General features: G+C 65.1%; 23 protein-coding genes and 1 pseudogene. 10 read left to right on the top strand and 14 right to left on the bottom strand.

Annotation, left to right across the window (positions count from 1 at the left end; all coding sequences use genetic code 11):
- Nucleotides 1-6: 6 nt before the first annotated feature.
- The 3 genes from QJT78_RS04325 to QJT78_RS04315 form a co-directional block, all read right to left on the bottom strand.
- Nucleotides 7-366: a hypothetical protein gene (locus QJT78_RS04325; RefSeq protein ID WP_028148705.1), complete on the bottom strand. Its 360-nt coding sequence runs from the start codon at nt 364-366 to the stop codon at nt 7-9.
- A 94-nt stretch (nt 367-460) separates the two neighbouring features.
- Nucleotides 461-1888, bottom strand: a complete 1428-nt coding sequence (locus QJT78_RS04320) for a S8 family serine peptidase (protein ID WP_028148704.1) — start codon at nt 1886-1888, stop codon at nt 461-463.
- Nucleotides 1889-2089: 201 nt separating this feature from the next.
- On the bottom strand, nt 2090-4930 hold the full coding sequence (locus QJT78_RS04315) for a winged helix-turn-helix domain-containing protein (protein WP_028148703.1): 2841 nt from the start codon (nt 4928-4930) through the stop codon (nt 2090-2092).
- Between the two features lie 200 nt (nt 4931-5130).
- Between QJT78_RS04315 and QJT78_RS04310 the strand changes: the two genes are divergently transcribed.
- From QJT78_RS04310 to QJT78_RS04295, 4 genes are all read left to right on the top strand, one after another.
- On the top strand, nt 5131-5550 hold the full coding sequence (locus QJT78_RS04310) for an organic hydroperoxide resistance protein (RefSeq protein WP_028148702.1): 420 nt from the start codon (nt 5131-5133) through the stop codon (nt 5548-5550).
- 35 nt (nt 5551-5585) lie between these two features.
- The gene (locus tag QJT78_RS04305) at nt 5586-6614 is read left to right on the top strand and encodes an alpha/beta hydrolase (RefSeq protein ID WP_028148701.1); all 1029 of its coding nucleotides are present in this window, start codon (nt 5586-5588) and stop codon (nt 6612-6614) included.
- A gap of 71 nt (nt 6615-6685) precedes the next feature.
- Nucleotides 6686-7249, top strand: a complete 564-nt coding sequence (locus QJT78_RS04300) for a cytochrome P460 family protein (RefSeq protein ID WP_028148700.1) — start codon at nt 6686-6688, stop codon at nt 7247-7249.
- 17 nt (nt 7250-7266) lie between these two features.
- Nucleotides 7267-8091, top strand: a complete 825-nt coding sequence (locus QJT78_RS04295) for an SDR family NAD(P)-dependent oxidoreductase (RefSeq protein ID WP_038975464.1) — start codon at nt 7267-7269, stop codon at nt 8089-8091.
- Between the two features lie 7 nt (nt 8092-8098).
- On the opposite strand, the gene QJT78_RS04290 is transcribed toward QJT78_RS04295, so the two are convergent.
- The 3 genes from QJT78_RS04290 to QJT78_RS04280 form a co-directional block, all read right to left on the bottom strand.
- Entirely contained in the window at nt 8099-11608 is a 3510-nt protein-coding gene (locus QJT78_RS04290; protein WP_212490646.1) for a PAS domain-containing hybrid sensor histidine kinase/response regulator, read from the bottom strand.
- Between the two features lie 283 nt (nt 11609-11891).
- Nucleotides 11892-13121 carry a 5-aminolevulinate synthase gene (hemA, locus tag QJT78_RS04285; protein WP_028148697.1) on the bottom strand — a complete coding sequence of 410 codons (1230 nt, stop codon included), beginning with the start codon at nt 13119-13121 and terminating at the stop codon, nt 11892-11894.
- Between the two features lie 198 nt (nt 13122-13319).
- Nucleotides 13320-14054, bottom strand: a complete 735-nt coding sequence (locus tag QJT78_RS04280; protein WP_028148696.1) for a GntR family transcriptional regulator — start codon at nt 14052-14054, stop codon at nt 13320-13322.
- 158 nt (nt 14055-14212) lie between these two features.
- Between QJT78_RS04280 and QJT78_RS04275 the strand changes: the two genes are divergently transcribed.
- Genes QJT78_RS04275 through aroQ form a run of 4 tightly spaced genes read left to right on the top strand, consistent with a single transcriptional unit; the run spans nt 14213 to nt 17543 of the window.
- Nucleotides 14213-15241: a TRAP transporter substrate-binding protein gene (locus QJT78_RS04275; RefSeq protein WP_038942211.1), complete on the top strand. Its 1029-nt coding sequence runs from the start codon at nt 14213-14215 to the stop codon at nt 15239-15241.
- 22 nt (nt 15242-15263) lie between these two features.
- Entirely contained in the window at nt 15264-15815 is a 552-nt protein-coding gene (locus QJT78_RS04270; protein WP_240537489.1) for a TRAP transporter small permease, read from the top strand.
- A complete protein-coding gene (locus tag QJT78_RS04265; RefSeq protein WP_038952068.1) occupies nt 15812-17092 on the top strand; it encodes a TRAP transporter large permease subunit in 1281 nt (426 codons plus the stop codon). The genes QJT78_RS04270 and QJT78_RS04265 overlap by 4 nt, the downstream gene beginning before the upstream one ends.
- 19 nt (nt 17093-17111) lie before the next feature.
- Complete coding sequence (gene aroQ / locus QJT78_RS04260; RefSeq protein ID WP_038942208.1) at nt 17112-17543, top strand: type II 3-dehydroquinate dehydratase; 432 nt, start codon at nt 17112-17114, stop codon at nt 17541-17543.
- Between the two features lie 107 nt (nt 17544-17650).
- On the opposite strand, the gene QJT78_RS04255 is transcribed toward aroQ, so the two are convergent.
- The 4 genes from QJT78_RS04255 to QJT78_RS04240 form a co-directional block, all read right to left on the bottom strand.
- Nucleotides 17651-18712, bottom strand: a complete 1062-nt coding sequence (locus QJT78_RS04255) for an MBL fold metallo-hydrolase (RefSeq protein WP_028148693.1) — start codon at nt 18710-18712, stop codon at nt 17651-17653.
- A gap of 198 nt (nt 18713-18910) precedes the next feature.
- Entirely contained in the window at nt 18911-21067 is a 2157-nt protein-coding gene (locus QJT78_RS04250; protein ID WP_281460181.1) for a methyl-accepting chemotaxis protein, read from the bottom strand.
- 166 nt (nt 21068-21233) lie between these two features.
- Nucleotides 21234-21959, bottom strand: coding sequence for an outer membrane protein (locus QJT78_RS04245; protein WP_028148691.1), 726 nt, complete (start codon nt 21957-21959; stop codon nt 21234-21236).
- 224 nt (nt 21960-22183) lie between these two features.
- Nucleotides 22184-22504 (bottom strand): hypothetical protein, encoded by a 321-nt coding sequence (locus tag QJT78_RS04240; protein WP_028148690.1) that lies wholly within the window; start codon nt 22502-22504, stop codon nt 22184-22186.
- Nucleotides 22505-22624: 120 nt separating this feature from the next.
- Here QJT78_RS04240 and QJT78_RS04235 point away from each other — a divergent pair, with 120 nt between their 5' ends.
- Both QJT78_RS04235 and QJT78_RS04230 read left to right on the top strand, forming a co-directional pair.
- Nucleotides 22625-22966, top strand: coding sequence for a hypothetical protein (locus QJT78_RS04235; RefSeq protein WP_028148689.1), 342 nt, complete (start codon nt 22625-22627; stop codon nt 22964-22966).
- 124 nt (nt 22967-23090) lie between these two features.
- Complete coding sequence (locus tag QJT78_RS04230; protein WP_038942207.1) at nt 23091-23378, top strand: hypothetical protein; 288 nt, start codon at nt 23091-23093, stop codon at nt 23376-23378.
- A 30-nt stretch (nt 23379-23408) separates the two neighbouring features.
- On the opposite strand, the gene QJT78_RS04225 is transcribed toward QJT78_RS04230, so the two are convergent.
- From QJT78_RS04225 to QJT78_RS04210, 4 genes and pseudogenes are all read right to left on the bottom strand, one after another.
- Entirely contained in the window at nt 23409-23900 is a 492-nt protein-coding gene (locus tag QJT78_RS04225; protein WP_240537488.1) for an AEC family transporter, read from the bottom strand.
- Nucleotides 23901-24030: 130 nt separating this feature from the next.
- Nucleotides 24031-24342: pseudogene (locus QJT78_RS04220) on the bottom strand (AEC family transporter); the annotation flags it as partial.
- 104 nt (nt 24343-24446) lie between these two features.
- Complete coding sequence (locus QJT78_RS04215) at nt 24447-24656, bottom strand: hypothetical protein (protein ID WP_028148688.1); 210 nt, start codon at nt 24654-24656, stop codon at nt 24447-24449.
- Complete coding sequence (locus QJT78_RS04210; RefSeq protein WP_193375907.1) at nt 24653-24826, bottom strand: hypothetical protein; 174 nt, start codon at nt 24824-24826, stop codon at nt 24653-24655. Before QJT78_RS04210 ends, QJT78_RS04215 begins: the two co-directional genes overlap by 4 nt.
- Nucleotides 24827-25149 lie beyond the last annotated feature (323 nt).

The following is a 25149-nucleotide window of genomic DNA, read 5'->3' as shown; positions in this document are numbered from 1 at the left end:
ATCGGGTCAGTCGCCTTTTTCGCGCGTCGGCTTGGGCAGGATATCCGGCTGTACCGATTCCAGGATGCTCTTGACGTCGCCATGCCTTGCGAGGGCATCGAAGACGTCGGGCACGTCGGTCGACACCGAGAACGACTTGGCCAAGCGAAACACCTTGCCGAGCTTGATCGCATTGGCCGGCAGATCGAGGCTGGCGCTCATGTCAGTGACGATTTCCCTTGCCTTCTCCGGCAGGTCGCTCGCGGCAACGTCATCGTTCAGGAACACCTGAACTGACGAAGGCTGGCCGGGCTTGGTGGCCTGGCGCAATCGATTGACGACAGCCTTACCTTCCCATTCGGGCGAAGGCTTTGTCTTGTCGGTCATGGCCGGCTCCTGTGCGGGAATCCCTGACGGCCTGGCCAATATAGCGCTTATTGCGGCCGGCTTTTAGCTGGCCGCAACAAGAATTGCCGTGGAGTCAGGCGGGACGGCGCTTCGAAGGGCTCTTCTTGCGCGCGGCGCGCCGCGATGCGGCAACCTTCGGCCGGCGTGCCATCTTCTTGGCGACGCTGCGCGGTGGATGCGACGACGAGCGCCCCCTCGCAGAACGCTTTTTCGCGGGCGTGCGCCGCCGGGGCGCGACGCTCACCTGCGTGGCGGGAAGCTGCGATCCGGTCAGGAGCTCGTAAGCCCTGACGGCATCGGGCACCCCATGGTTCGCGCGGGCCTCTTCCATCGCCTCGGGGCGTGCGCAGGATCCGATGATGGCGGCTTCGAGCTGGTCCGCCGTTGCGGTCGGCCTGGCTTGCAGCAGAAGGGCTGCAAGACCCGCGACGTGGGGCGTCGCCATCGACGTCCCATTCATGGTCTCGTACTTCTTGCCGGGAACGCAGGACGTGATCGCGACCCCCGGTGCGACGATCACCGGGCACAATGGGTTGATCGCCCGATTGAAGCTCTGGCTGCTGGAGAAATCAGGCACGACGTCGTGCACGTCGATCGCGCCGATCGACAACACGTTCGCGTAATTGCCCGGCGAGCGGCTGGTCCGGGGGCCTTCATTGCCGGACGCAATGACCGGCAGAACGTTGGCGGCGCGCAAGGCATCGATCACACTCTGGAATGCCGGTGTGAAGCCGCGCAGTCCGAGCGACATGCTCAGGACTCGGGCGCCTTCGCCGATCACCCAGTCCATGCCGGCCAGGATGCGTTCGATCACCTGCCCGCCCTCGATCACCATCGCGCTCGCGAGCTGGGCATCTGGTGCGACGCCGAAGCGCCCCTTGCTGACCGGCCGGCCGACGATCGTGCCCGCGGTGTGAGTGCCGTGCACGCCGCTGTCGCGGGCCGGTGCGTTCGGAACCTGATCTCCCGCCAGGTCGAACTCGGCAAACTTCTTGATGGCTCCGGCCAATGCCGGATGCTTGCCGTCGACGCCGGTATCGAGGTGACCAACCACCACGCCTTGGCCGGTGAATCCTGCCTGCCAAAGGCGTTCCACGTTCAAGCGCTTGACGCCCCAGGTCGGACCGACTCCGGTCTTGATTGGACGGGCTTCGACCGGCTTGATCAGGCTGATCTCCGGAGCCTTGTCGACCTTGCCCACTTGCGGATCAGCCTGGAGCGAAACGAGGCCGCTGGCATCCACGCTGCCGACCGCGAGTCCAAGGTTGGGGTAGATGCGCACGCGGCGCTCGGCCAGGCTCTCCGCTCGTCTGATCTGGCGGCCAGCGGAGCGCGTCGCCGCCGCCACGAGACTCTGTGTCTGGGCAGTGTCCGGCGCGATGAAATGATCCTGCATCGCGGTCTCGGACGTGGCGGCGGCCGCCGCCCTGTCCTTCATTGTGACAATCACTTTGACATAGCCAATCGCGGCCAGTGTATCCTCGAGGCTGGACCCTGCCATTGTCGTGGCTCCGGATGATTGAAATGGACGTGCTAAAGACAATCAATTGAATAGGTTCAACATGCGATAAAATGCTCGCAGTGGTTGATGCTAGTCCATTTCCTGGGAGTTGCAACGAGAGAGGATGTCGCAGGGCCACGCGGCACAAACCTCGAACATCGAGATACCGGTTCGGCCCGCGCCTGGCCGCCGGTGCGCTTCCTAGAGTGTCGCCAACAACTTGTTTGCGATCCCGATATCCGAGGTCTGTGAGCCGTCGGAGAAACCTGCGAGCGCCGATCGAAGCAACCTCTTCGCGTCCGCACGCTGGCCGCGCCCGGCGATCAGTTTCGCGAGATCGATCGCCGCTCGCAACTCCCAGGCTTTCGCATCGGTGCGGCGGCTCAGGTCGAGCGATCGCCTGAAGTGGTTCTCGGCCTCATCGGTGTCAGGCTGCGGCAGTGACAGCAACACATTGCCCTTCATGCGCAGCAGCTCGGGCATGTAGAGATGATCCCCGCCCTGCTCGACGAGGCCGATCGCGTCGTCGATTAGGCGCGCACTCCGCTCGATCTGCCCGAGCGCCAGCAAGCCATGCACGAGTGCGATGTTGAACGTCGTGGTGAGCAGCTCGTAGCCGGCGTCGTGGAGCTCGCGCAGACAGGCCCGTATCGTCTCGATGCCGCCTGCGGCGTCGCCGCGCCGGATCGCCAGCTCGCCTTTGACGCCGCGGCCGACCGCGAGATAAGGGCCCATCGAGCGCGTTTCGGCATGTGCGATGAAGCGGTCGAGGTTCTGTTCCGCGCCGTCGAGATCCCCGCTCCAGAGATCGATCGAGACCGCCCAGATCAGCGCGATGCAGAGCGTGATCGGATGGTCCATCTGCGCGGCCTCGCTGACCGTCTGCCGCGCCAGTTGCCGCGCATCCGCCGGCCGGCCCTGCAACCAAAGCTCGCGCGCGAGCGAGATGCCGGCCCGGTTGCGGTGATCAAAGCCGTGGACCGTGCTGATCCGCTCCGTGCCCGGCCCGTGCCAGGCGGCCTCCAGCATGCTCAGTGCGTCGCGATGCTCGCCCGCCAGATGCAAGGAGACACCCAGCAGCGAATGGGCGAGGGCGATGGCGGCGGCATCGCCGAGCGTCTCGGCGACCGTGAGGCTCTGCTGCGCATAACCGAGCGCGGCGTCGAACTGTCCCATTCGCTCGTGGAAGATGTGCATGCGGCCGAGCAGCTGGAGCTGGTTCGGCGCGTCGCCGCGCGCCTCGGCGATCGCCAGGCTCCGGCTCAGGGCGGCACGCGCAGCTTCGCTGCCGCCACGCGTGAACATCAAGGTCAATCCAAGGGCGGCCTGGATGTGCATTTCCTCGGCGCTGCCGCGCGAGGTCGGATCGATCGCAAGCAGCGCCCGTTCCGACCAGCGCCGGCATTCGATCAGCAATGACATCGCGAGAAAGATCGGAGCCGCCGCGGCGGCGAGCGCAATGCCGATGCCGACATCGCCGTTCGCGCCAAAACACCAGTCCAAGGAGGCGCGCACGTTGTGAAGCGCGGAGAAATGGATCGCGCGTTCGTCGGCGCTCGGCACCGTCGCCCATGTCGTGCCGGCCTGCTCCAGCCATCGCCGGTAGTAGGTTGCGTGGCGGGCGGCGAGCGCGGTTTCGTTCGGCTCGATCTCGAGCAGATAGGCGCGCGTCGTGTCGAGCAGACGGTAGCGCATCATGGCGCCGACCGGTCGCGGCGCGACCATCGACTTGGCGACCAGGCTGTCGATGGCATCGAACAGGCGCGAGCGGTCGACGCGCTCGTCCGGCACGATTTCGAGCGCGGCGTCGATGGTGAAGTGACCGGCGAAGACGGCAAGCCGGCGCAGCACGAGGCGCTCGGTGTCGGACAGGAGCCCGTAGCTCCAGTCCAGCGTCGCTTGCAACGTCTTCTGCCGCGGCGGCGCGGTGCGCTGGCCCTGCCAGAGCAGATTGAGGCGTTCGTCGAGAAGTGCGGCCGTCTGCTCCAGGCCGTAGGCTTCGACCCGGCCGGCGGCGAGCTCGATCGCCAGCGCCATGCCGTCGAGCTTGCGGCAGATCCCGGCGACGATCGCGGCATTTGCATCGTCGAGCGCGATCTGCGCACCGCCAGCCATGGCACGTTCGAGGAAGAGCTGAAGCGCGGGATAGGTTTGTGCGGCAGCCGCGGTCAGCCCGGGATTGTCAGGCGGAACGGCAAGCGGCGCCAACCGGTAGACCTGCTCGCCCTCGACGCGCAGGGCTTCGCGGCTCGTGGCGAGGATATGGACATGCGGCGCGGCGTGAAAGATTTCGGCTGCCAGCGGCGCCGCGGCGGCGATGACGTGCTCGCAATTGTCGAGGATCAGCAGCATCCGCTTGTCGCCGAGATGCGCGAGCAGTGCAGACAGGGGATCGTCGGTCTGCGCCGGCAAGCCCAGCATCAGCAGGATCGAGGTGATCACGAGATCGGGATCGCTGAGCGCGGCGAGGTCGACGAAATGTGCGGCGTCGGAGAAAGTCTCGAGCAGGTCGTGCGCGATTGCCACCGCAACGGCGGTCTTGCCGACGCCGCCTGGGCCGACGATCGTGACGAAGCGCGAACCGATGAGCTTGTCGGAGACGGCGGCGACCGCATCGTCGCGCCCGACCATCCGTTGCAGCCGGTTCGGCAGTTTGACGGGCGGTAGTTCCGTTCGCTGCGCGGGACGCCGCTCGGTCGCGATTTCCGCCTTGGAGATCGGCGCCACGAAGCAATAGCCGCGGCCGGACAGCGTGGTGATGTAGCGGGCGCCGTCCTTGCCGTCGCCGAGCGCCTTGCGCAGGGCTGCGACGTGAAAGCGCAGATTGGCTTCCTCGACGGTCAGGCCGGGCCACACCAGCGCCATCAGATCCCATTTGCTGACGACCTCGTTCGGCCGCGACATCAGTGCAATCAGCGTGTCGAAGGCCTTCGCGCCGAGCGGCAGCGCGACGCCGTCGCGCATCACGAGCCTTTCATGCGATGTCACGGTGAATGGCCCGAACGATAGGGTTCCCGTTGCGGTGCCGGCCAGCTCGGTCATGGCGAAATCTTGGTCCTTTCAAACCGACCGGATAGCCAGATGATCGCAATCCGGCAAGGCCGCACCTGCATCGGCATCAGACCGCTGATGCAGGCCTCGTGGCGGGGCTGCGCGCCGGGGCCTCACAACTTCTCACAAGTCCAAACGGGTGTCCCGCCGCCGCCGCTGCTAGTCGGTTGCGTGACGGCAAGGAGACCTTCATGACGCAAGCGGCAAAACTGCTTTACACGGGCAAGACCCACACCAGCGGTGGACGACAGGACGGCATATCGCGCAGCTCCGACGGCCGCCTGGATGTCAAATTGTCGCCGCCGGGCGGCGCGGGCATCGGCACCAATCCCGAGCAATTGTTCGCGGCCGGCTGGTCGGCCTGCTTCGAAGGCGCCATGGAGATGGCCGCGCGCAAGCGGAAAATCGTGCTTCCGAGAAACAGCGCGATCGATGCGGAAATCGACCTTCTTCTCGATGATGGCACTTACGCCCTCAGCGCGCGCCTCAACGTCAGCTTGCCGGGCCTCGATCGCGAGATCGCGCGCGGCATCGTCGATGAGGCGCACCAGACCTGCCCCTATTCCAAGGCCGTCCGCGGCAATATCGACGTCACGGTCGCGCTGATCTGACGGACATCACCAACCATCAACAAGGTAGCACCACCATGAAACAGATCATCGACGAGCACCGCCGCAAATTTTTCGGCGTCGCCGCGGGAACCGTCGCCGTCGGTCTCGGCGTGATCGACCTCGCCCGTGCCGAAACGGACGCGCCGAAGTCGTCCGCATCGAATGCGTCGTTCGGTCCGATCAAGCAGATCGACGCCGGCGCTCTCAATGTCGGTTATGCCGAGGCCGGCCCGTCGAACGGTCCCGTGGCGATCCTGCTGCACGGCTGGCCTTACGACATTCACGCCTTCGCCGATGTCGCGCCGATCCTGGCAAAGGCCGGCTATCGCGTCATCATCCCCTACCTGCGCGGCTACGGCACCACACACTTCCTCTCCAGCGAGACGCCGCGCAACGGCGAGCCCGCGGCCATGGCCGTCGATATCATCGCGCTGATGGACAAGCTCGACATCAAGAAGGCTGTCATCGCCGGCTTCGACTGGGGCGCGCGCACCGCCGATATCATCGCTGCGTTATGGCCGGATCGCTGCCGTGCGCTGGTGTCGGTCAGCGGCTATCTGATCTCCAGCCAGGCCGCAGGCAACGCGCCGCTGCCGCCGTCGGCCGAGCTGCAATGGTGGTACCAGTTCTATTTCGCGACCGAGCGCGGCCGCGCCGGATACGAGAAGTACACGCATGATTTCGCGAAACTGATCTGGAAGCTCGCCTCGCCGCAATGGAAGTTCGACGACGCGACCTTTAACCGGAGTGCGGCGGCGCTGGACAACAAGGATCATGTCGCCATCACGATCCACAACTACCGCTGGCGGCTCGGGCTCGCCCAGGGCGAAGCCAAATACGAGGAGCTCGAAAAGAAGCTCGCTGCAACTCCGGTGATCAGCGTCCCGACGATCACCATGGAAGGCGACGCCAACGGTGCGCCGCATCCCGACCCCAGCGCCTATGCCAAGAAGTTCTCAGGCCGGTACGACTTCCGCCTGATCACCGGCGGCATCGGCCACAATCTGCCGCAGGAGGCACCGCAAGCCTTCGCCAAGGCCGTCATCGACGCCGACGGCGCCTGAGCGTTCATTCGATGCCTCGGTCCAGCGCGGCTGGACCGAGGCTATGCCGCGATCCCACATGAAGGAACGTCATGACGTCCATCGAACCTGACAAGAAAAAGCGCTCTCATGCGACGGCTATCACGCTGGCCGCGCTCCTTCTCGTCGTTCTCCTGACTTGCGTGCCCTACCTGGTCTCGATCGCTCTCGCCGAGGGGCCGGTGCAGGGCAATACCGCAGACGCCTCGCCGATCTTCGGTGTCACGATTCCTGCGGGTTACAAGCAGTGGGAGCTGATCGCGCCGGCCGAAGAGGCGGCACCGCTCGACGAGCTTCGCGCCGTCGTCGGCAACCAGACCGCGATCGATGCTTATCAGGCCGGACAACTTCCGTTCCCGGATGGGACCATTCTGGTCAAGCGCGCCTGGAAACGGAAACAGTCGCCGGAATTCGCATCCGCAACGATCCCCGGCGCGGCCACCACGGTGCAGGTGATGGTCAAGGATTCCGGGAAATATGCGTCCACCGGCGGCTGGGGATTCGGCCGCTTCATCAATGGCAAGCCGGTCGACGAGGCACAGCACCGCACCTGCTTCGCCTGTCACGACGCCCGCGCCAAGGGCCGCGATTACGTATTCACCCGGCTTGCGCCTTGAGCGGTCAGGAGCCCACCGTGTCAAAGATCTGGTTCATCAGCGGCAGCTCGCGCGGGCTCGGACGCGCCATCACGGAAGCCGTGCTTGCGTCGGGCGACCGGGTGGTTGCTACGGCTCGGGACACGAGGCCGCTCGAACTGTTGAGCGAGCGCTTTGGCGAGCGGCTGCGGCTCGCAACGCTCGACGTGACTGACGAGGCGGCCGCGCAAGCGGCCATCGGCCTGGCCGTGGAGGCATTCGGCGGCGTCGATGTGGTCGTGAACAATGCCGGCTATGGCGATCTCGGATCGGTCGAGGACACGAGCCTGGCCTCGTTCCGTCAACAGATCGAGGTCAATCTGCTCGGCACCATCATCGTCACCAAGGCGGCGATCCCCGTGCTGCGCCGGCAGCGCCGCGGGCATATCGTGCAATTCTCATCCGTCGGCGGACGGATCGGAGCTCCCGCACGCGCGGCCTATTCGGCCGCGAAATGGGGCATCGAGGGCTTTTCGGAATCGCTGGCACGCGAGATGGCGTTGATCGGCGTGCACGTGACGATCGTCGAACCCGGCGGCTTCCGCACGGGCTTTGCGCAGGCCGCGCATGCGACCGGCGAAGGGCGGGCGGAGTACGATGCCGTCGTTGGCGCGGCCGTCAGGATGCAGCGCGATTACGATGGCCGCCAGCCGGGCGATCCGGCGAAAGCCGCTGCACTCCTGCTGGAGCTCGTCGACATGGACAGCCCGCCGCTGCGGATCGCGCTCGGCAGCGACGCCGTGAACGCCATCGCGGCGACGGACCGGCAACGCCTCGACGAGCTGGAGAAGTGGCGCGCGCTCAGCGTCTCGACCGACTACTGACCGCGTCTCACTCCGCCGTCACCATCTGCTGCGTGCGCCACTGTCCCAGCAGGGCGCGGAGCGAGGCCGGCTTCACCGGCTTGTTGAGCACCGCGACGTTTTCCTCGCGCGCGGCGACCTGCACCGCGGGGCTGCGGTCTGCTGTGATCAGGATCGCGGGGATGCCGTCGCCGAAGCGGCGGCGGATGTCGCGGATGGCGGCAATGCCGTTGCCGCGGTCGAGGTGATAATCGACCAGCAGGCCGGTGACGCGGCGGCCCGCGCCTTCGATCGCGGCGATCGCGCCCTCGGGGTCGGCGACCGCGATCACCTCGGCGTCCCAGGCCTTCAGCAGCGTGCGCATGCCGTCGAGGATCGCTGCGTCGTTCTCGATGCAGACGATGAGAGCGCCCGAGATCGGCCTACGGGCCAGCGGCGTCGCGCTGGTCACGGCAGCGGTGTGGGTGATCGCCTTGGCTGTCGGCACTGTCACGGAGAAGACCGAGCCGCCGCTCTTGTTGCCGTCGATGGCGATACCGTGCTTGAGCACGCGTGCAAGACGCTCGACGATCGAGAGGCCGAGTCCGAGGCCGCGGGCGATCCGCGCGCCCTGTTCGAGGCGGTGGAATTCCTTGAAGATCTCGCCGCGCTTGACCGGCGGGATGCCGACGCCGGTGTCGTAGACGCAGATTTTCAGCGAAGGGCCCTGGCGGCGGCAGCCGACCAGCACGCGTCCGCGCGGGGTGTATTTGATCGCGTTGGAGATCAGGTTCTGGAGCAGGCGCCGCAGCAACAGCCGGTCCGACTCGACCGGCAGCGAGCAGGGCACGAAGGCGAGCTCGAGGTTCTTGGCGCGTGCGATCGGCGCAAACTCGATCTCCAGCGAGCGCATCAGATCGGCCATCTTGAAGCTCGACGTCGAGGTCGTCATCGCGCCGGCATCCAGCCGCGATATGTCGAGCAGTGCGCCGAGGATCTCCTCGATCGCCTGGAGCGATTCGTCGATGTTCTCGACCAGCCGCGTCTCCTCGCCACTGTGCTGGCGCTCGACCAGGCTCGTGACATAGAGCCGCGCCGCGTTCAGGGGCTGAAGGATGTCGTGGCTGGCTGCCGCCAGGAATCGCGTCTTGGAGATGCTGGCGTCCTCGGCCGCGCTCTTGGCCAGCGCCAGCTCGGAATTCAGCCGGGTCAGCTCCTCGGTGCGGTCGCGCACCCGCTTTTCGAGCGTCGCGTTGGCGCGCTCCAGCGCTTCGGCGGCCTCGAACGTGGGCGTGACATCGGTGAAGGTGATGACGAAGCCGCCGCCGGGCATGCGGTTGGTCAAAATCTCGATCACCATGTGGCGGTCGGGCAGGCGCTCGAGATAAGGCTCGCCGTCGGTGGTGTAAGCCGCGAGCCGCCGCTCCAGCATGGCTTCGCGCTCGACCGGATTGTCCGGCTCGCTCACACCCATGAATTCCAGGATTTCACGCAATGGCGTGCCGAACTGGATGAAATGCGGCGGCACGTTCAGGAGTTCGCCGAACTGCCGGTTGGAGCAGATCAGTTGCAGATCGGCGTCGAACACGGCGATGCCCTGGCGGACATGGTTGAGCGCGGTCTGGAGGATCTCGCGATTGAAATGCAGCGCCGCGTGGGAATCGTCGAGCAGTTTCAGCGCCGCTTTCGCCGAGACCGTCCGCTTGCGCAGCAGCAGCGACATCACGAGCCGCGAGGAGGCCGCGCCGATCGAAGAGGCTATCAGGTGCTCGGCGTGTTGCAGCAGCTCGAAATCGGCCGGCGCCCCGGATTCCAGGCGCACGTTGCGCCGCAACGAAAATGCCTCGAACGAATGCCGGGCGCGGTCTGGCCCGAGATATTGCGCGACCGTGGTCTGGATGTCCTGCACCGTGACGGTGGTGCGCCAGCGGCGGAAGTTCGGGGAGATCGGTGCGAGCGTGTTGGGTACGAACAGATCGGCTTGCACCAGCTCGATCGAGGATGGCCGCCGCGCCAGCGACAGCAGCACATAGGTCAGGATGTTGAGCGACAGCGACCAGATCACGCCGTGCATCAGCGGCGGCAGGTCGGCGCCGAACAGCGCCTGCGGGCGCAACGCCTCGATGCCGAACGGGCCGTGCTGGACCAGCAGGATTCCCGCCGTCGAGGAATCCATGAAGCTCGGGATGAACAGCGTGTAGAGCCACACCGCGAAGCCGACCAGCATGCCGCCGATGGCGCCGCGCGCGGTGGCGCGCCGCCACAACAGCCCGCCGAAGAAGCTTGGCGCGAGCTGGGCGATGGCGGCAAAGGAGAGCAGGCCGATCGCCGCAAGCTGGGTGTTGCCGAGCGCGCGGTAGTAGAAATAGGCCATCACCATGATGGCGAAGATCGCAAGCCGGCGCGAGCGCAGCAGGAAGTCGCTGAAATCGGCGCCGCCGGTGCGCCCCTCCGGCCGCCGCTGCAGCATCAGGGGCACCACGAGGTCGTTCGAGACCATGATGGAGAGCGCGACGCATTCGACGATCACCATCGCGGTCGCCGCCGACAGCCCCCCGACGAAGATGGCGACGCTGAGAAGTCCCGCGCCGCCCTCCATCGGCAGCGCTAGCACATACATGTCCGGATCGGCCGCGCCGAACGGAAAGGTGACGAGGCCGGCGAGCGCGATCGGGATCACGAACAAATTGATGGCGACGAGATAGAACGGGAACAGCCAGCGCGCGCGGCTGACCTCGGCATCCGAGGAGTTTTCGACCACGCTGACGTGGAACTGGCGTGGCAGCAGCATGATCGCGCAGAGCGACAGCAGCGTCATGGTGAGGAAGTTGCCGATCGACGGCGAATAGTTGATGGCGCGCACCGCCTCCGGCGTCTTCATCGCGCGCTCGATCAATTCGTGCGGCGAGAACATCCAGAAGGTGACGAAGATGCCGGCGGCGAGGAAGGCGATCAGCTTGACGATGGATTCGGTTGCGACCGCTAGCATCAGGCCGTGCTGATGCTCGGTGGCGTCGGTCTGCCGCGTGCCGAACAGCACGGCGAAGGCGGCCATCGCCAGCGTCACCATCAGCGCCATGTCGCCGAGGATCGGGATGTGAGAGAACGCCTGGTCCTCGCTCAGGATCGTTTCGAGCGAGGAGGCGACCGCCTTGAGCTGGAGCGCGATGTAGGGCACCGAGCCGATGATCGCGATCAGCGCCACCGTTGCCGCCGCCGCCTGGCTCTTGCCGTAGCGCGCGCCGATGAAGTCGGCGATCGAGGTGATGTTGTGCGCTTTCGCGAGCTGGATCACACGGCGCAGGACGCCGGCGCCGAGCCCGATCATCAGGATCGGGCCGACATAGATCGCGAGGAAGTCGGTCGAGGCGCGGGTGGCGAAGCCGACCGAGCCGAAGAAGGTCCAGGAGGTGCAATAGATCGCGAGCGACAGCGGATAGATCAGCCCGGATGCGCGGCCGCGCCCGGCCGGCGAGCGGCGGTCGCCGTGGCTCGCCACCAGGAACAGGAAGCCGATATAGCCGAAGGCGGCAGCGATCACGCCCCAGTCGTGCAGCATGGCGAGCGCGCTTCTCCCTGGGCGCGAGGGCGCCCGAACTCATTTTCCCAGCAAATCTAGCGCGTTGGGCGGGCGCAAGCGACAGCGAAATGCTTTTTGGGGGGAGGAACTGGGGTTGTCGTTAAGCCGTGGGACGAGCGACCGGCTCTTACCCTCCCCTGGAGGGGGAGGGTCGATCGCGCGAAGCGCGAGCGGGGTGGGGTGATCTTCCACACGAGCAGCGTCAGAGGTGGAGAGACTGTCACCCCACCCCGTCTCCCTCCAGGGGAGGGTGGAAGCAAGCCTACTCCGCCGCCAGCGACTTTTGCTTGAGCGGCAGACCCAGGCGGTCCCATACCTGCAAGAGCGCTTCGGCGAGCTGATCGATCAAGCCGTCGTCGTGATAGGGCGAGGGCGTGATGCGCAGGCGTTCGGTGCCCTTGGCAACCGTCGGATAGTTGATCGGCTGAATGTAGATGCCGTGCTGTTCCAGCAGCAGGTCGGACGCCTGCTTGCACTTCTCGGCATCGCCGATGAACAGCGGCACGATATGGGTGTCGCTCGACATCACAGGCAGGCCAGCGGCGTTGAGGATCGCCTTGACGCGGGCGGCGCGGTCCTGGTGGCGCTCGCGCTCCCAGTTCGAGGTCTTCAGGTGCTTGATCGCGGCGGTCGCGGCCGAGCAGATCGCCGGCGGCAGCGCGGTGGTGAAGATGAAGCCCGGCGCGTAGGAGCGCACGGCGTCGATGATCTGGCCGTTAGCGGCGATGTAGCCGCCGAGGCAGCCGAATGCCTTGGCCAGCGTGCCTTCGAGAATGTCGATGCGATGCATGACGCCGTCACGCTCGGCGATGCCGCCGCCGCGCGGGCCGTACATGCCGACGGCGTGGACCTCGTCGACATAGGTCATCGCGCCATATTTCTCGGCGAGGTCGCAGATCTTGGCGAGCGGAGCGACGTCGCCGTCCATCGAATAGAGGCTCTCGCAGGCGATCAGCTTCGGCCGGTTCGGACCTGCGGCCTTCAACTTCTCTTCGAGGTCGGCGAGGTCGTTGTGGCGGAACACGACGCGCTCGCAGCCGGACTGGCGGATGCCCTCGATCATCGAATTGTGGTTGAGCTCGTCCGACAGGATTAGGCAGTTCGGAATGAGCTTCGCGATGGTGGCGATGCCGGTCTGGTTCGAGACATAGCCCGAGGTGAACAGCAGCGACGCTTCCTTGCCGTGGAGATCGGCGAGCTCGGCCTCGAGCTGCACCAGCGGATGATGCGTGCCGGCGATGTTGCGGGTGCCGCCCGCGCCGGTGCCGACGCGGGTCGCGGTTTCGACCATGGCGCCGACCACCTTCGGGTGCTGGCCCATGCCGAGATAATCGTTGGAGCACCAGATCACGACGTCGCGTTTGCCCTTCGGCGAGTGCCAGAGCGCATGCGGGAACCGGCCGGCGATGCGTTCGAGATCGGCGAACACGCGGTAGCGCCGCTCGGTGTGGAGACGATCGAGGGCGGTATTGAAGAACTGGGCGTAATCCATCGGCAAAACCTAAGACGGAACTGACCAAAAAGGGCGCATCTTCTTAGAGCGTTTCCAGCTCTAGAGTCTATGCGCTATCCCACATTTGGGCATGGGGAGCATTTGGGCAAAATGCCCTATCGTGCGATTTGAAACTTGATCCCGATCAAGTTCGCGCGAGAGCCAATGTTGCTTTGCACCATCGGCGGCGGTGCGGGTCTACCCGGCCTTGGCCTTCTTGCGCGGCTCGCTCCGCGCGTCCTTGACGGCGGCCACCGGCTTTAACCAATCCGAATTGCGCAAGGCATGCGCCACGCAATCATGGATGTGGGTGTGCAGCACCTTGTTCGCGCCCTTGGCGTCGCGCTTCAGCGCCAGCTCCTTCAGCTCGCGATGCTCGGCTGCCGCCATCTCGCCGCGGAACACCACGGCGATCATCTGGTAGCGCAGATAGCGGTCATAGACCGCGGCATGCGCATCGAGCAGCACCTTCGAGCCGCAGGCCGCGACGAGCGCGCGATGAAACTGGAAATCGCACTGTTTCCAGCTCTCGGCATCGGACCGCTCGCCTGACAGCAGCATGCGCTCCATCGCCGCGAGCTTGTGATGCGCCGAGACGATGTGCGCCTCCCAGTCGAGATCGCCGGCCGCGAACGACTTCTCGATCATGTGACCCTCGAGCAGCTCGCGCAGCTCAGCGATCTCCTGGAATTCGGTCGCCGAGATCGGCGCGACCTCGAAGCCGCGCTGGCCTTCGGCGACGACAAAACCTTCCGAGCACAGCCGGTTCAGCGTCTCGCGCAGCGTCGAGATGCTGGTGCCGTAGGCCCCGCTCATCCGCTCGAGCTTCAGCTTCTGCCCCGGCGTCAGCTTGCCGAAGATCAGGTCGGTGCGGATGCGGCGGTAGGCGCTGTCGCCCACCGTCTCGGCGGTCGTGTCGGGAAGGGTGTCCATGCCTCATCCTAGCGCGTTGGGCGTGCGATTTGCCAAATTTCGCAGCTTTATCAAGCGTTTTTTGTAATATCAGACAAAATAGAAAATATAGGTTGATTTATAATTCGTCATATAAGACGTTCCTGCCCTTAAGAACGAGATCAACAGGGGAGGGGGCGATGCCCGTTCGGTTCAAAGGTCTGGCTTTGGTGGCGGCGATCGGCGCGGTCGCCTTGGGCGCGATGGGGCCGGCCTCGGCGCAGGCCATTCAGGAGCGCACCATCCGCTGGGGGCACCTCAACAACACCGACCATCCCGTCAGCAAAGGCGTGCAGAAATTCGCCGAGATCGTCGCGGCGAAGAGTGGCGGCAAGCTCAAGGTGCGCGAATATCCGGCCAACCAGCTCGGCAGCGAGATGCAGCAGCAATCGGCGCTGCGCGCCGGCACCCAGGAGATGCAGTCGCCGGCGACGACGTCGCTGGTCGGCATCGTCAAGGATTACGGCCTGATCGATTTCCCCTTCATCGTCTCGACGCCGCAGCAGGCCGACGCCCTGCTCGATGGTCCGCTCGGCGCAGCGCTGCTGGCAAAGCTGCCCGAGAAGGGGCTGGTTGGTCTCGCTTATTGGGATCTCGGCTTCCGCAACGTCACCAACAGCAAGCGTGCCATCACCAGGGGCGAGGACCTCGGTGGCATCAAGATCCGCGTGATCCCGAACCCGGTCTATCTGGAGACCTTCAAGGCCTTCAACGCCAACCCGGTGCCGATGAGTTTCTCGGAGCTCTATAGCGCGCTGGAGACAGGCACCGTCGACGGCCAGGAGAACCCGTTCTCCGTGATCCTGTCGAACAAGTTCTTCGAGGTGCAAAAATATCTCAGCGTCACCAACCACACCTATTCGACCAACATCATCCTGATCAGCAAGAAATTCTGGGACGGTCTTTCGCCTGACGAGCAGAAGATTTTGCAGGACGCCGCCATCGAGGCGCGCGACTACCAGCGCAAGGTCAGCCGCGAGCAGGCCACGGCCGCGATCGACGAGCTCAAGGCCAAGGGCATGGCCGTCAACGAGATCGCACCCGCCGAGCTCGATCGCATGCGCGAGAAGACAAAGCCGATCGCGGAAAAATTCTCGGCCGACTACGACCCCGCCATCGTCAAGCTGTTCAACAGTGAGCTCGACCGCGTGCACGCGTTGAAGCCGTAAGCCGACGCGCAGCAGGCCGGACATGATGAAAACGATGGTCGACGCCTATTTCTGGCTGCTCCGCGCGGTGATCGCGGTGCTGCTCGCCGCCATGGTGGTGCTGGTGTTCGGCAACGTCGTGCTGCGCTACGGCTTCAATTCCGGGATCGCGATCTCAGAAGAGCTGTCGCGCTGGCTGTTCGTGTGGATGGTGTTTCTGGGCGCGATCATCGGCCTGAAGGAGCATGCCCATCTCGGCGTCGACAGCCTCGTCAAGGTGCTGTCGCCGTTTGGCCGCAAGGTCTGTTACGGCCTCAGCCACGCGCTGATGCTCTATGCCTCCGTGCTGCTGACGGAAGGCTCCTGGAAGCAGACGGTGCTGAACTGGGACACGGTGGCGCCCGCCTCGGGGCTCTCGGTCGGCCTGTTCTACGCTGCCGGGATCGTGTTCGGCGCCTCCTCCTCTGTGATCATCGTGCACGAGCTCTATCGGCTCGTGACCGGGCAGGTCGCCGATGCCGATCTGATCGCCATCAGCGAATCCGAGGAGCTCCCGCATTCTCCTGGCGCCGCGAGCGGAAAGCAGCAGGCATGACTGTCGCCGTCTTCACCTTCTCGCTGCTCGGCGCCATGGCGATCGGCATGCCGATCGCGTTTGCGCTGATCATCTGCGGCATCGCGCTCATGACCTATCTCGCGATGTTCGATTCCCAGATCATCGCGCAGAACGTCATCAATGGCGTCGATTCCTTTCCGCTGATGGCGGTGCCGTTCTTCATCCTCGCCGGCGAAGTCATGAACACCGGTGGCCTGGCGCGCCGCATCCTCAACTTCGCCATCGCGCTGGTCGGCCATTTCCGCGGCGGGCTCGGCTATGTCGCGATCCTGACGTCATGCATCCTGGCCTCGCTCTCGGGCTCGGCGGTCGCGGACGCCGCGGCGCTCGGTGCGCTCCTGGTGCCGATGATGGCCGCCGCCGGCCACAATCGCGCCAGCGCGGCTGGCCTCGTTGCGGCCGGCGGGATCATCGCTCCGGTGATCCCACCCTCGATCGGTTTCGTCATCTTCGGCGTCGCCGCCAATGTCTCGATCTCGAAGCTGTTTCTGGCCGGCATCGTGCCGGGCCTGCTGCTCGGCGTCGGCCTGTGCTTTGCCTGGTGGTGGGTGGTGCGCAAGGAGAATCCGGCGCGCCTGCCACGCAAGAGCATCACCGAGATCTGGCGCGCGCTGATCGACGGCTTCTGGGCCCTGATGCTGCCGATGATCATCATTTTAGGCCTGCGCTTCGGCATCTTCACGCCGACGGAAGCGGCCGTCGTCGTCGCCGTCTATTCGCTGGTGGTGGCGATGGGCGTGTATCGCGAGCTCAGGCCGGCACAACTGCCGGCACTGTTGGCGAGTACCGCGCAGACCACGGCTGTCGTGATGTTCCTCGTCGCCGCGGCGCTGGTATCGTCCTGGCTGATCACGGTTGCCGAGATCTCCGACCAGATCGTGGCGCTCGTGCAACCGTTCGCGGGCAACAAGACCCTCCTCACCTTCGTTCTGATGATCATCGTCGTCATCGTCGGCACCGCGCTGGACATGACGCCGACGATCCTGATCCTGACACCGATCCTGATGCCGATCGTCAAGCAGGCCGGCATCGACCCCGTCTATTTCGGCGTGCTCTTCATCATCAACAATGCGATCGGCCTGATCACGCCGCCGGTCGGTGTCGTGCTCAACGTCGTCTGTGGCGTTGCCCGCGTCTCGATGGATGATCTGATCCGCGGCGTCTGGCCCTTCATGATCGCGCAGCTCGTCGTGCTAGCCTTGCTGACGCTGTTTCCCGTTCTCGTCACCGGCCCGGCCAAGTGGTTCGGTGGCTAACTTCCAGAAGGACCTGTCCATGAAGCGCGTGATGATCCTCAACGGTCCCAACCTCAACATGCTCGGCATCCGCGAGCCGCACATCTACGGCACGACCACGCTCGACCAGGTCAACGCAAGCTGCGAGGAAGCGGCCGCCAAGCTCGCGCTCAAGCTCGCCTTCCACCAGTCCAACCATGAAGGCGTGCTGGTCGATCGGATCCAGTCGGCGCGGCAGGATGCCGATGCGATCGTCATCAATCCGGCCGGCCTGTCCTTCACCTCGGTCTCGATCATGGACGCAATCAAGACCTTCGAAGGCCCGGTGCTGGAAGTCCACATCTCCAACATCCACGCCCGCGACGAATATCACCGCCACTCCAAGATCTCGTTCGTGGCAACCGGTGTGATCTGCGGGCTCGGCCCGTTCGGCTACATTGCGGCGTTGCACGCGATCGCGAATATGAAGTGAGCCGCTTCCATAAACTCGTCATGCCCGGGCTTGTCCCGGGCATCCGAACTCGTTTCGACCTGAAAGAACGTGGATGGCCGGGACAAGCCCGGCCATGACGCCGTGGCTCACGTCGTCCGGAACTGCAGCACGCCGTCTTTCGTCTCCGCCGTCAGCCGGCCCTCGACGATCATGTAGTTGACGTGGGCAACGAGTTCGCCGGCAGCAAAGCCCATCTGGTGCTCGTCCAGCACGTGCTTGTTGAACACGACAGGCACCAGGGCGCGCGAGGTCTGCGGCACCTCGCTGCAGGCTTCCGCGATCAGGCGGCAGCGCTCCTCGTGGTGGTCGGCGAGCTGCTTGATGCGGGTCTTCAGACCGTAGAACGGCACGCCGTGGCCAGGCAGCACCAGCAGGTCGTAGGGCAGGGTGGTGGTCAGGCTCGCGAGCGAGGCCAGATATTCGCCGAGCGAGTTCTGGTCGGGCTCGACCGCCCAGACGCTGACATTGGGCGAGATCTTGCTCAGCACCTGGTCGGCGGAGAGGAACAGCTTGTCGTCGGCGCAATACAGCATCACCTGGTCGAGCGCGTGTCCGCCGCCGGTGATGACCTTGAAGCGGCGGGTGCCGATCACGACCTCGGCGCCATGCGAGATGCGGCGGTAGGACGGCGGCAGCACCGAGACGCGCTTGAGATAATCCTGGCCGCGGCCGAGCAGCTTTTCGGTGAGCGACTCGTCCATGCCGTGGCGGCGGAAGAACAGCCGCTGGGCTTCGCGCCGCTCCTCGGTGCCGCGGTTCTGGTGGTAGACAGATTGCAGATATTCGACCTGCGACATCACCAGCGGGCAGTTGAACCGTTCGACGATCCACCCCGCGAGGCCGACGTGATCGGGATGCGAATGCGTGACGATCAGGCGCGTGATGTTGACGCCGTTCAGCGGCCCCTCGAACAGTCTGGTCCAGGCCTCGATCGTCTCCTCGTTGCCGAAGCCGGCATCGATCATGGTATAACCGTCGCCGTCGGCGAGCAGGTAGATGTTCACGTGGTTGAGGCGGAACGGCAGTTTCAGCCGTGCCCACAACACGCCGGGACGCACCTCGACGATCTCTTCGGGGCCGGGATGCTGTTCCCAGGGATAGCGCAAGGCCTCGGCCGAGGACTGCACGGTGTCGGTTTTCGGGTTCATGCTACCGGCTTAAACCCGCCGGGCGCGGGGCGCCAGCCGAAAAAGGCCGGGCCGTGGTCTCCGCATGGCGGTCATACCGGGACGGATTTTTCCGTAGCCCGGATGGAGCGAAGCGAAATCCGGGGCCTTCGCGCTTGTGGCACGATCCCCGGATTACGCTTCGCTCCATCCGGGCTACGGGGACACGGGCCCGAGTCCTTACGCCGCCCGCATGTTGTTGAGGAACGCGTCGATCTCTCCGCGCAGCATGTCGGCTTCACGGCGGAGCGCGTCGGAGGCGCCCAGCACTTCGCTCGCCGCCGCGCCGGCTTCCGCCGAAGCCGTGGAGACGCCGATGATGTTGCTGGAGACCTCGCTGGTGCCGCCGGCGGCATGCTGGATGTTGCGGGCGATTTCGCGGGTGGCCGCGCCCTGTTCCTCGACCGCGGCGGCGATCGTCGTCGTCACGTCGTTGATCTCGCCGATGATCCGGCCGATGCCCTGGATGGCGCCCACCGCCGAGGTGGTGACGTGCTGCATGCTGGCGATCTGGGTGCGGATCTCTTCCGTCGCCTTGGCAGTCTGGCTCGCGAGGCTCTTCACCTCGGAGGCGACCACCGCGAAGCCGCGGCCGGCCTCGCCCGCGCGCGCCGCCTCGATGGTGGCGTTGAGCGCGAGCAGGTTGGTTTGCGAGGCGATGGTCTGGATCAGGTCGACCACGACGCTGATGCGGCTCGCGCTGTCGGCAAGGCTCTGCACCGTGGTGTCGGTGGCGCCGGCCTCGTCGACCGCCTTCCTGGCGATCGCGGCCGAGGTGACGACCTGCTTGCTGATCTCCTCGATCGAGGACGACAGCTGCTCGGTGCCTGATGACACGGTCTGCACGTTGACCGAGGTCTCCTCCGCGGCGGAGGCGACCGCGTTCACCAGCGCGTTGGACTGGTCGGCGGTGTTCGACATGCTCTGCGCGGTGGACTGCATCGAATTGGCCGACTGCGCGAGATTGTCGAGCGCGTTGCGTACCGTGCCCTCGAAATCGGCGATCTTCGCTTCCATGCGCGCGGCACGCTCGGCCTTGGCGGCACGGTCCTTGTCCTGCTCGCTCGACATCGCGCGCGCCTCGATCATGCTCTCGCGGAACACCTGCAGCGTGTTCGCCATCACCGAGATTTCGACGTTGTGGTGCTTCGAGCGATAGATCTCGGTCTCGAGGTCGCCGTTCGCGAGCAGCTGCATCGACTGATGCAGCGCGCCGATCCGCCGCAGGATGTTGCGGCCGACATAGAGCCAGACGAACAGCGCCGAGCCGACCAGCATCAGCGCGCCCAGCGCCAGCATCGCGGTGGTGGCGAGCGAGATCTCCTGGCGCGCCTGGAAGGTCGACGCGTTGGTCTCCTTCTGCACGCCGTCGACGAGCTGCTGCACGCTGATGCCGAGACCGACATTGAGCTTGCGGGTCTCGTCCAGAATGGTCTGGCCGTAGTCGATGGCGTCGAGCTCCTTCTGGCGGATCTTGAACACACCGGTCTTGCCCTCGCCGAAGGCGAACAGCTTCTGCACGGCGTCGCGCACCGTCTGCATCGAGGGCGTGTTCGGGAGGTCCTCGAGGTTCGACTTGACGCGGTCGCGCGTCGCCTTGAACTCCTTCTCGATCGCCTCCAGTGTGTCGCTGTTGTTGGCCGACAGCGCCGCCATCATGTCGGCGGCCATCAGATTGCCGTTGGCGGAGATTGTCGCGACTTGGGAGACGGTGCGGGCAGCCTCAGTCGCATCATCGGCGGACACTTCCGCCGCGCCGAGGATCGCGTTCAGGCGCGTCTGTGCGTCCAGCATCGCAGGACCGGCCGCGCCGACGAAGGTGAGCTGCGCCTTGCGCAGCGCCTCATACTGCTTGTCATGCAGCGCGCCGGTCTCGAGCCGCTCGCGCGCGGCCGACACCAGGCTCTGGGTCGCCTCGTCGATGCTCTTGGCGGTGTCGCGCAGCGCGGTCGCGATCTGCTTGTCGGCGCCGAGCTCGATGATCTCGCCGAGCTTGGCCATGGCGAGTTGCTGGATGTCCTTCACGCTCTTGGTGCGTTCCTTCAGCGCCTCGTCGGAGGGCGATGCCAGCAGGCCCGGGCCTTGCGCCGCGAGCGTCGCGCTTTGCGAGGCGAGCTGCAGGCTGGCGGAGAGGCGCGGGATGTCGCGGCCGCTCAGATCCATCATGGTCGCGCCGAGGTGATTGAAGACGAAGCCGGCGCCGGCTGCGATGACGAGGCCCATGCCCGCGATCAATGCGAAGGCGGCGAACAGGCTGCCGCGCACGCCCCACCTTGGCATCTTGAAACGAGGCTTGAGACGGCCAAGGACACGGCCAGCACCCAGACGGATCGCCATCGAAATTCCCCCACGCGTGATCTTTATATTTTCGCCGCGGAGTATCCCTGGGTCGGGTTAAAAAATCGCAAGTTGCACAATCGGTTGCGCCTGTTCCGCACAGCGAAAAAAGAAAGGGCCGGCAGAATTGCCGGCCCTTGATTGCGAAGAGATTTTTGGGGCGCGATCAGTAGCGCGCGACCGCCGAATTGGCCCAGTTGAAGCGGTAGTTGACGCCCGCCTTGAAGGTGTGGTCGTCGGTCGTGAAGTTGCCGGTGCCCACCAGCGGGCCCGCGGTGAAGTGTGCGTCGCCGAAATTGTAGTACTGGTACTCGGCCTTGGCCGACCAGTTCGGGGCGAACATGTATTCGAGGCCGGCGCCGACGGTGTAGCCGTTGCGGTGATCGCCATCGATGATGAAGCCCGTCGGCACGCCGCCAATCGTCACCTTCTCGTTGTTGTCGGAATAGGCGTAGCCGCCCTTCACGTAGAGCAGGCCAGGACCCCAGGTGTAGCCGACGCGGCCGGTGATCGAGCCGAGGCCACGCTGGTCGTTGCTGTAGGCGACGCCGCCGGGGAACGCCGCGCCGACGCTGCCGGAGAGCCAGGAATACTGGCCTTCGACGCCGACCACGAAGTTCGGGTTGAACTGCCAGTCCGCACCGACCTGCACGCCGCCGAGGAAACGGCCGTTGCCGTTGTTGCCGGTGGAGAGGCCGTTGAAATTGTTGTCGCTGGAGAACGCGCCGCCGACATGGCCACCGATATAGAAGCCCGTCCAATTGTAGATCGGCGCGGCATAGGCCGGCGCGGGCGCCTTGTAATAGTTGCGGTTGCCGAGATCGGCGCCGACGGCCGGCGCGGCAGCGCTCACCACGAGCAGCGCAACGGTTGCAAACAAAATCTTCTTCATCGTCTTGAACTCCAGCACTTTGGTCCCCGGCAGGCGCGCTGTCCGCGCCGTCGTTGGTTTTGCAGATAGCTCGCTTTTGACGAAAATGCTGTCACATGCATGGCACAACGACAGCCAACCTAACTTATTGGGCTGCAAATGATTTTCGTGCTTAATGCCGGCTTAAGAAGTGGTGAAGGAAGGCTTAACGTCGCACGTCTCGAGTAACTTGCGCGCTCCTCTCGTTAACCAAGCCGCCGCCTCACCTCATCGCGCATCTGCTCGCGGAAGGCCGCGCGCCTTGCGGGCCGGTCTTCCTCGCGGACGTCGTGGCGATCGAAGACGTCGAACTTCTCCATGATCGGATAGCGCTCGCTCGCCATCGCGAGCACGCGCAGCACCTTGGTCGCGGACGGCGTCGGGCCACGGACCTCCCAGCGCCGGATGGTGTCGGCGCCGCCCTGCTCCGGCAGTCCGCAAAGCCTGGCCATGTCGGCCGCGGTGAGCTTGCGCTCGAGCGCATCGGAAAGGTCGTTGCGGAGCTGCTTCAGTTCGGGGCCGGTCATGCTGCTTGCGTCCAGGGAAGTCACTGAAGGCGATGCACTAGCGCTGATTCGGGTCCATCCGAAGGCGGGTGGTCGTGATAGTGTGTCCGTGCCGGTCGAGCATCAGCGAGGCGAAATCGCATGCCTGTGTTCAAGCTGCCCCTGTCTGGGGATGTCGTCCAGTCCATTTATCCGTCGTTCTTCAGTCCCACCGGCGGCCAGTTCGGCCTCGTCAACATCACGGTGGGGCAATCCTCGGCGCCAGATGTCGAGAAGGACGTGCTGTCGGATGTCGCCGGTTACGGCAAGCAGATCGGACAGATCGCGGACGCGTTGCTGGCCGTGGTCGAGCATCTGGAGTCGCGGTCCGACCACGCGCTCGCTGACGATCCGGCGATAGCCGCCTTCAAGGAGCTGATGCACTCTGTCGCGACAGTCAAGGAGCGACACGGCCGCAAGGCGTGTCGCCCGAAGCGACGATGACCACGGCGGCGGCCTGGGTCAGGCACATTCGGGCGTGCACGAAGTTATGAACGGGTACCCATGGAAATTCCGCGTTGAATGAACACATGGCACAATGGGCTCGCAGCCAATGAAGGGAACCGCCATGACAAGCATCAAACCCGCCATTGCCGCACTCATCACCGTCGGATTGCTTGCCGCGCCCTTCGCAGCCGAAGCGAAGAAGGCCCGGCCGAGCCGGCATCACCACAGCACGAGCGTGGTGGCCCCGACCTATGGCGCCGCCGCATTGCCGGTCACCCAGCCCAGGACCTCCTACGGGTCGTCCGGACAGACGGTTGGGACGGTCACGGCGCCCTCGATCGGATCGTACAATTGGCCGTCGGTCGGCGTGACCAATTCGGTGCCGACCTGGAGCAACACCACGAGATAGAGGACACGTCGCCGGGCGCGCCGGTGACCGTCAACGCGTGCCGGGCGCGAGGCCGGAGAGCAGGTAGAGCGCGACCAGCAATGTCGCGACCGACAGCATCGTCGTGACCGAGACGGTGGCCGCGACCAGCTTCTCCTCGACCTTGTGCTCGTGTGCCAGCACATAGACGGTCTTTGCCGTCGGCACGGCCGCGCATATGACGGCGGCGATCGTGTAGAGCGGATTGAGGCCGGTGACCACGCAAAGTCCGTAGACGATCAGCGGCATCACCACCAGCTTCACGGTCGCGAGCGCGAACGATGCTTTCAGGTTGGATCGCAGGCCGTCGACCGACAGGCCAAGCCCGATGGCAAACAGCGCGCAGGGCGTGAGCGCGGCGGCAATGATGTTCAGATAGGCCGCGACGGGCGCCGGAATCGGCAAGCCCGTGATCGCCCAGACGAGACCGATCAGCGTCGACAGCACCATCGGATTGAGCAGGATCTGCTTCACCAGCCCGGCGGAATGCGCAGGGCTGCGCACGTCCCTTTCCAGCAGGATGACCGTGAGCGGAAACATCACGCCGGCGACGAACACCGTCGCCACCGCGGCGGGCAAGACGGGGCTGGCCGTAGATCGCGTGCAGGATCGGGAGTGCCACGAAGCCGGTATTGGTCATGGCCGCCGCCATGCCATGGATCGTGCTGCTGGCGAGGTCGTGCTTGCCGCCCGCACGGACCGCCAGGAAGACCAGCGCGAAGCAGAGGAGGGAGCCGCCTCCGAAAGCGAGCAGGAAGCGCCATTCCAGCAGGTTGCGCGCCGGCTCCTGGGCGATCGTGACGATCAGCAGCGCCGGCATCGCCACGTTGTAGGCAAAATGCACCAGCGCGTCCGCAAGCGAGCGGGAGAGATAACCTGATACACCGGCAAGCCAGCCGGTGACGATGATTGCGAACACGGGAAGAACGAGGCTGGCGACCTCCATCCGGCGTCCCCCTCTGCCAAGCAGTGTCGCCATTCTAGCCTGGCGATGCATGCTCGTCACGGTTCAACTGGATGGCGCCGTCCCTGACCAGACGGCCTGTGGCCTCAGGCGCCCCTGCCGGTCTGTTGACCGAACACGCAGCGCCATCCAGCCAGGCGTTCGGCCGGATGCTGGTTCATCCATTCGGCGAGCTGCGGCGCGCCCATCAGGCAGGACTGCATCGAGACGTTGGCGAAGTCCGACGTGGTAACGATCTGCTCGTGACAATTTGCCGGAGAGGAGAGGCTGCACAGCACCGCGATGATCTTGATCACGCCAGATTTCCTGCGTCGCCGTTGGCCGCGCGGCCGATCGTCGCCTTGCTCTGCGGCTCGCCGCTCGGATCAGCCGGCGGAAAAATGCTGTCGTAGATCGCGCGCGCTTCCTGAATGAGGCGAACGCGCTCGCGTTCGGATTTCGAGACAAGCTGAATAACCTGGCCCATATCGGCTCCAATGGATCGGACATCCATCATCAGATGATGGAAATCATTCCATGCGAATGTGGGGTGCCGGCCTGTGTTTCGCATCTGTGCGGACGGTCACGAGGGATAAAATGCCCGTGAGTGCTCCGTTGCGCGAAGAGGAGCGGAATACCCTCAGCCATGAACTGGCCTGACGTTGCCGGTGCGCGCTGCTTGCGTCCCGGTGCGGCGGCGAGCCAAGGCGCCGGGAGTGCGCCCCTGCTCGGCTGGAGCTGCTCGTCGCGCCATCGTGATGGAGCGTCAGGCCCTGCATTGTGATCGTCTTGCGGCACATTTTCGCGCGG

The organism is Bradyrhizobium sp. Mp27, assembly GCF_029953005.1.
GTDB classification, from domain to species: Bacteria; Pseudomonadota; Alphaproteobacteria; order Rhizobiales; family Xanthobacteraceae; genus Bradyrhizobium; species Bradyrhizobium barranii.
This window is presented reverse-complemented; position numbering and strand designations above follow the sequence as displayed.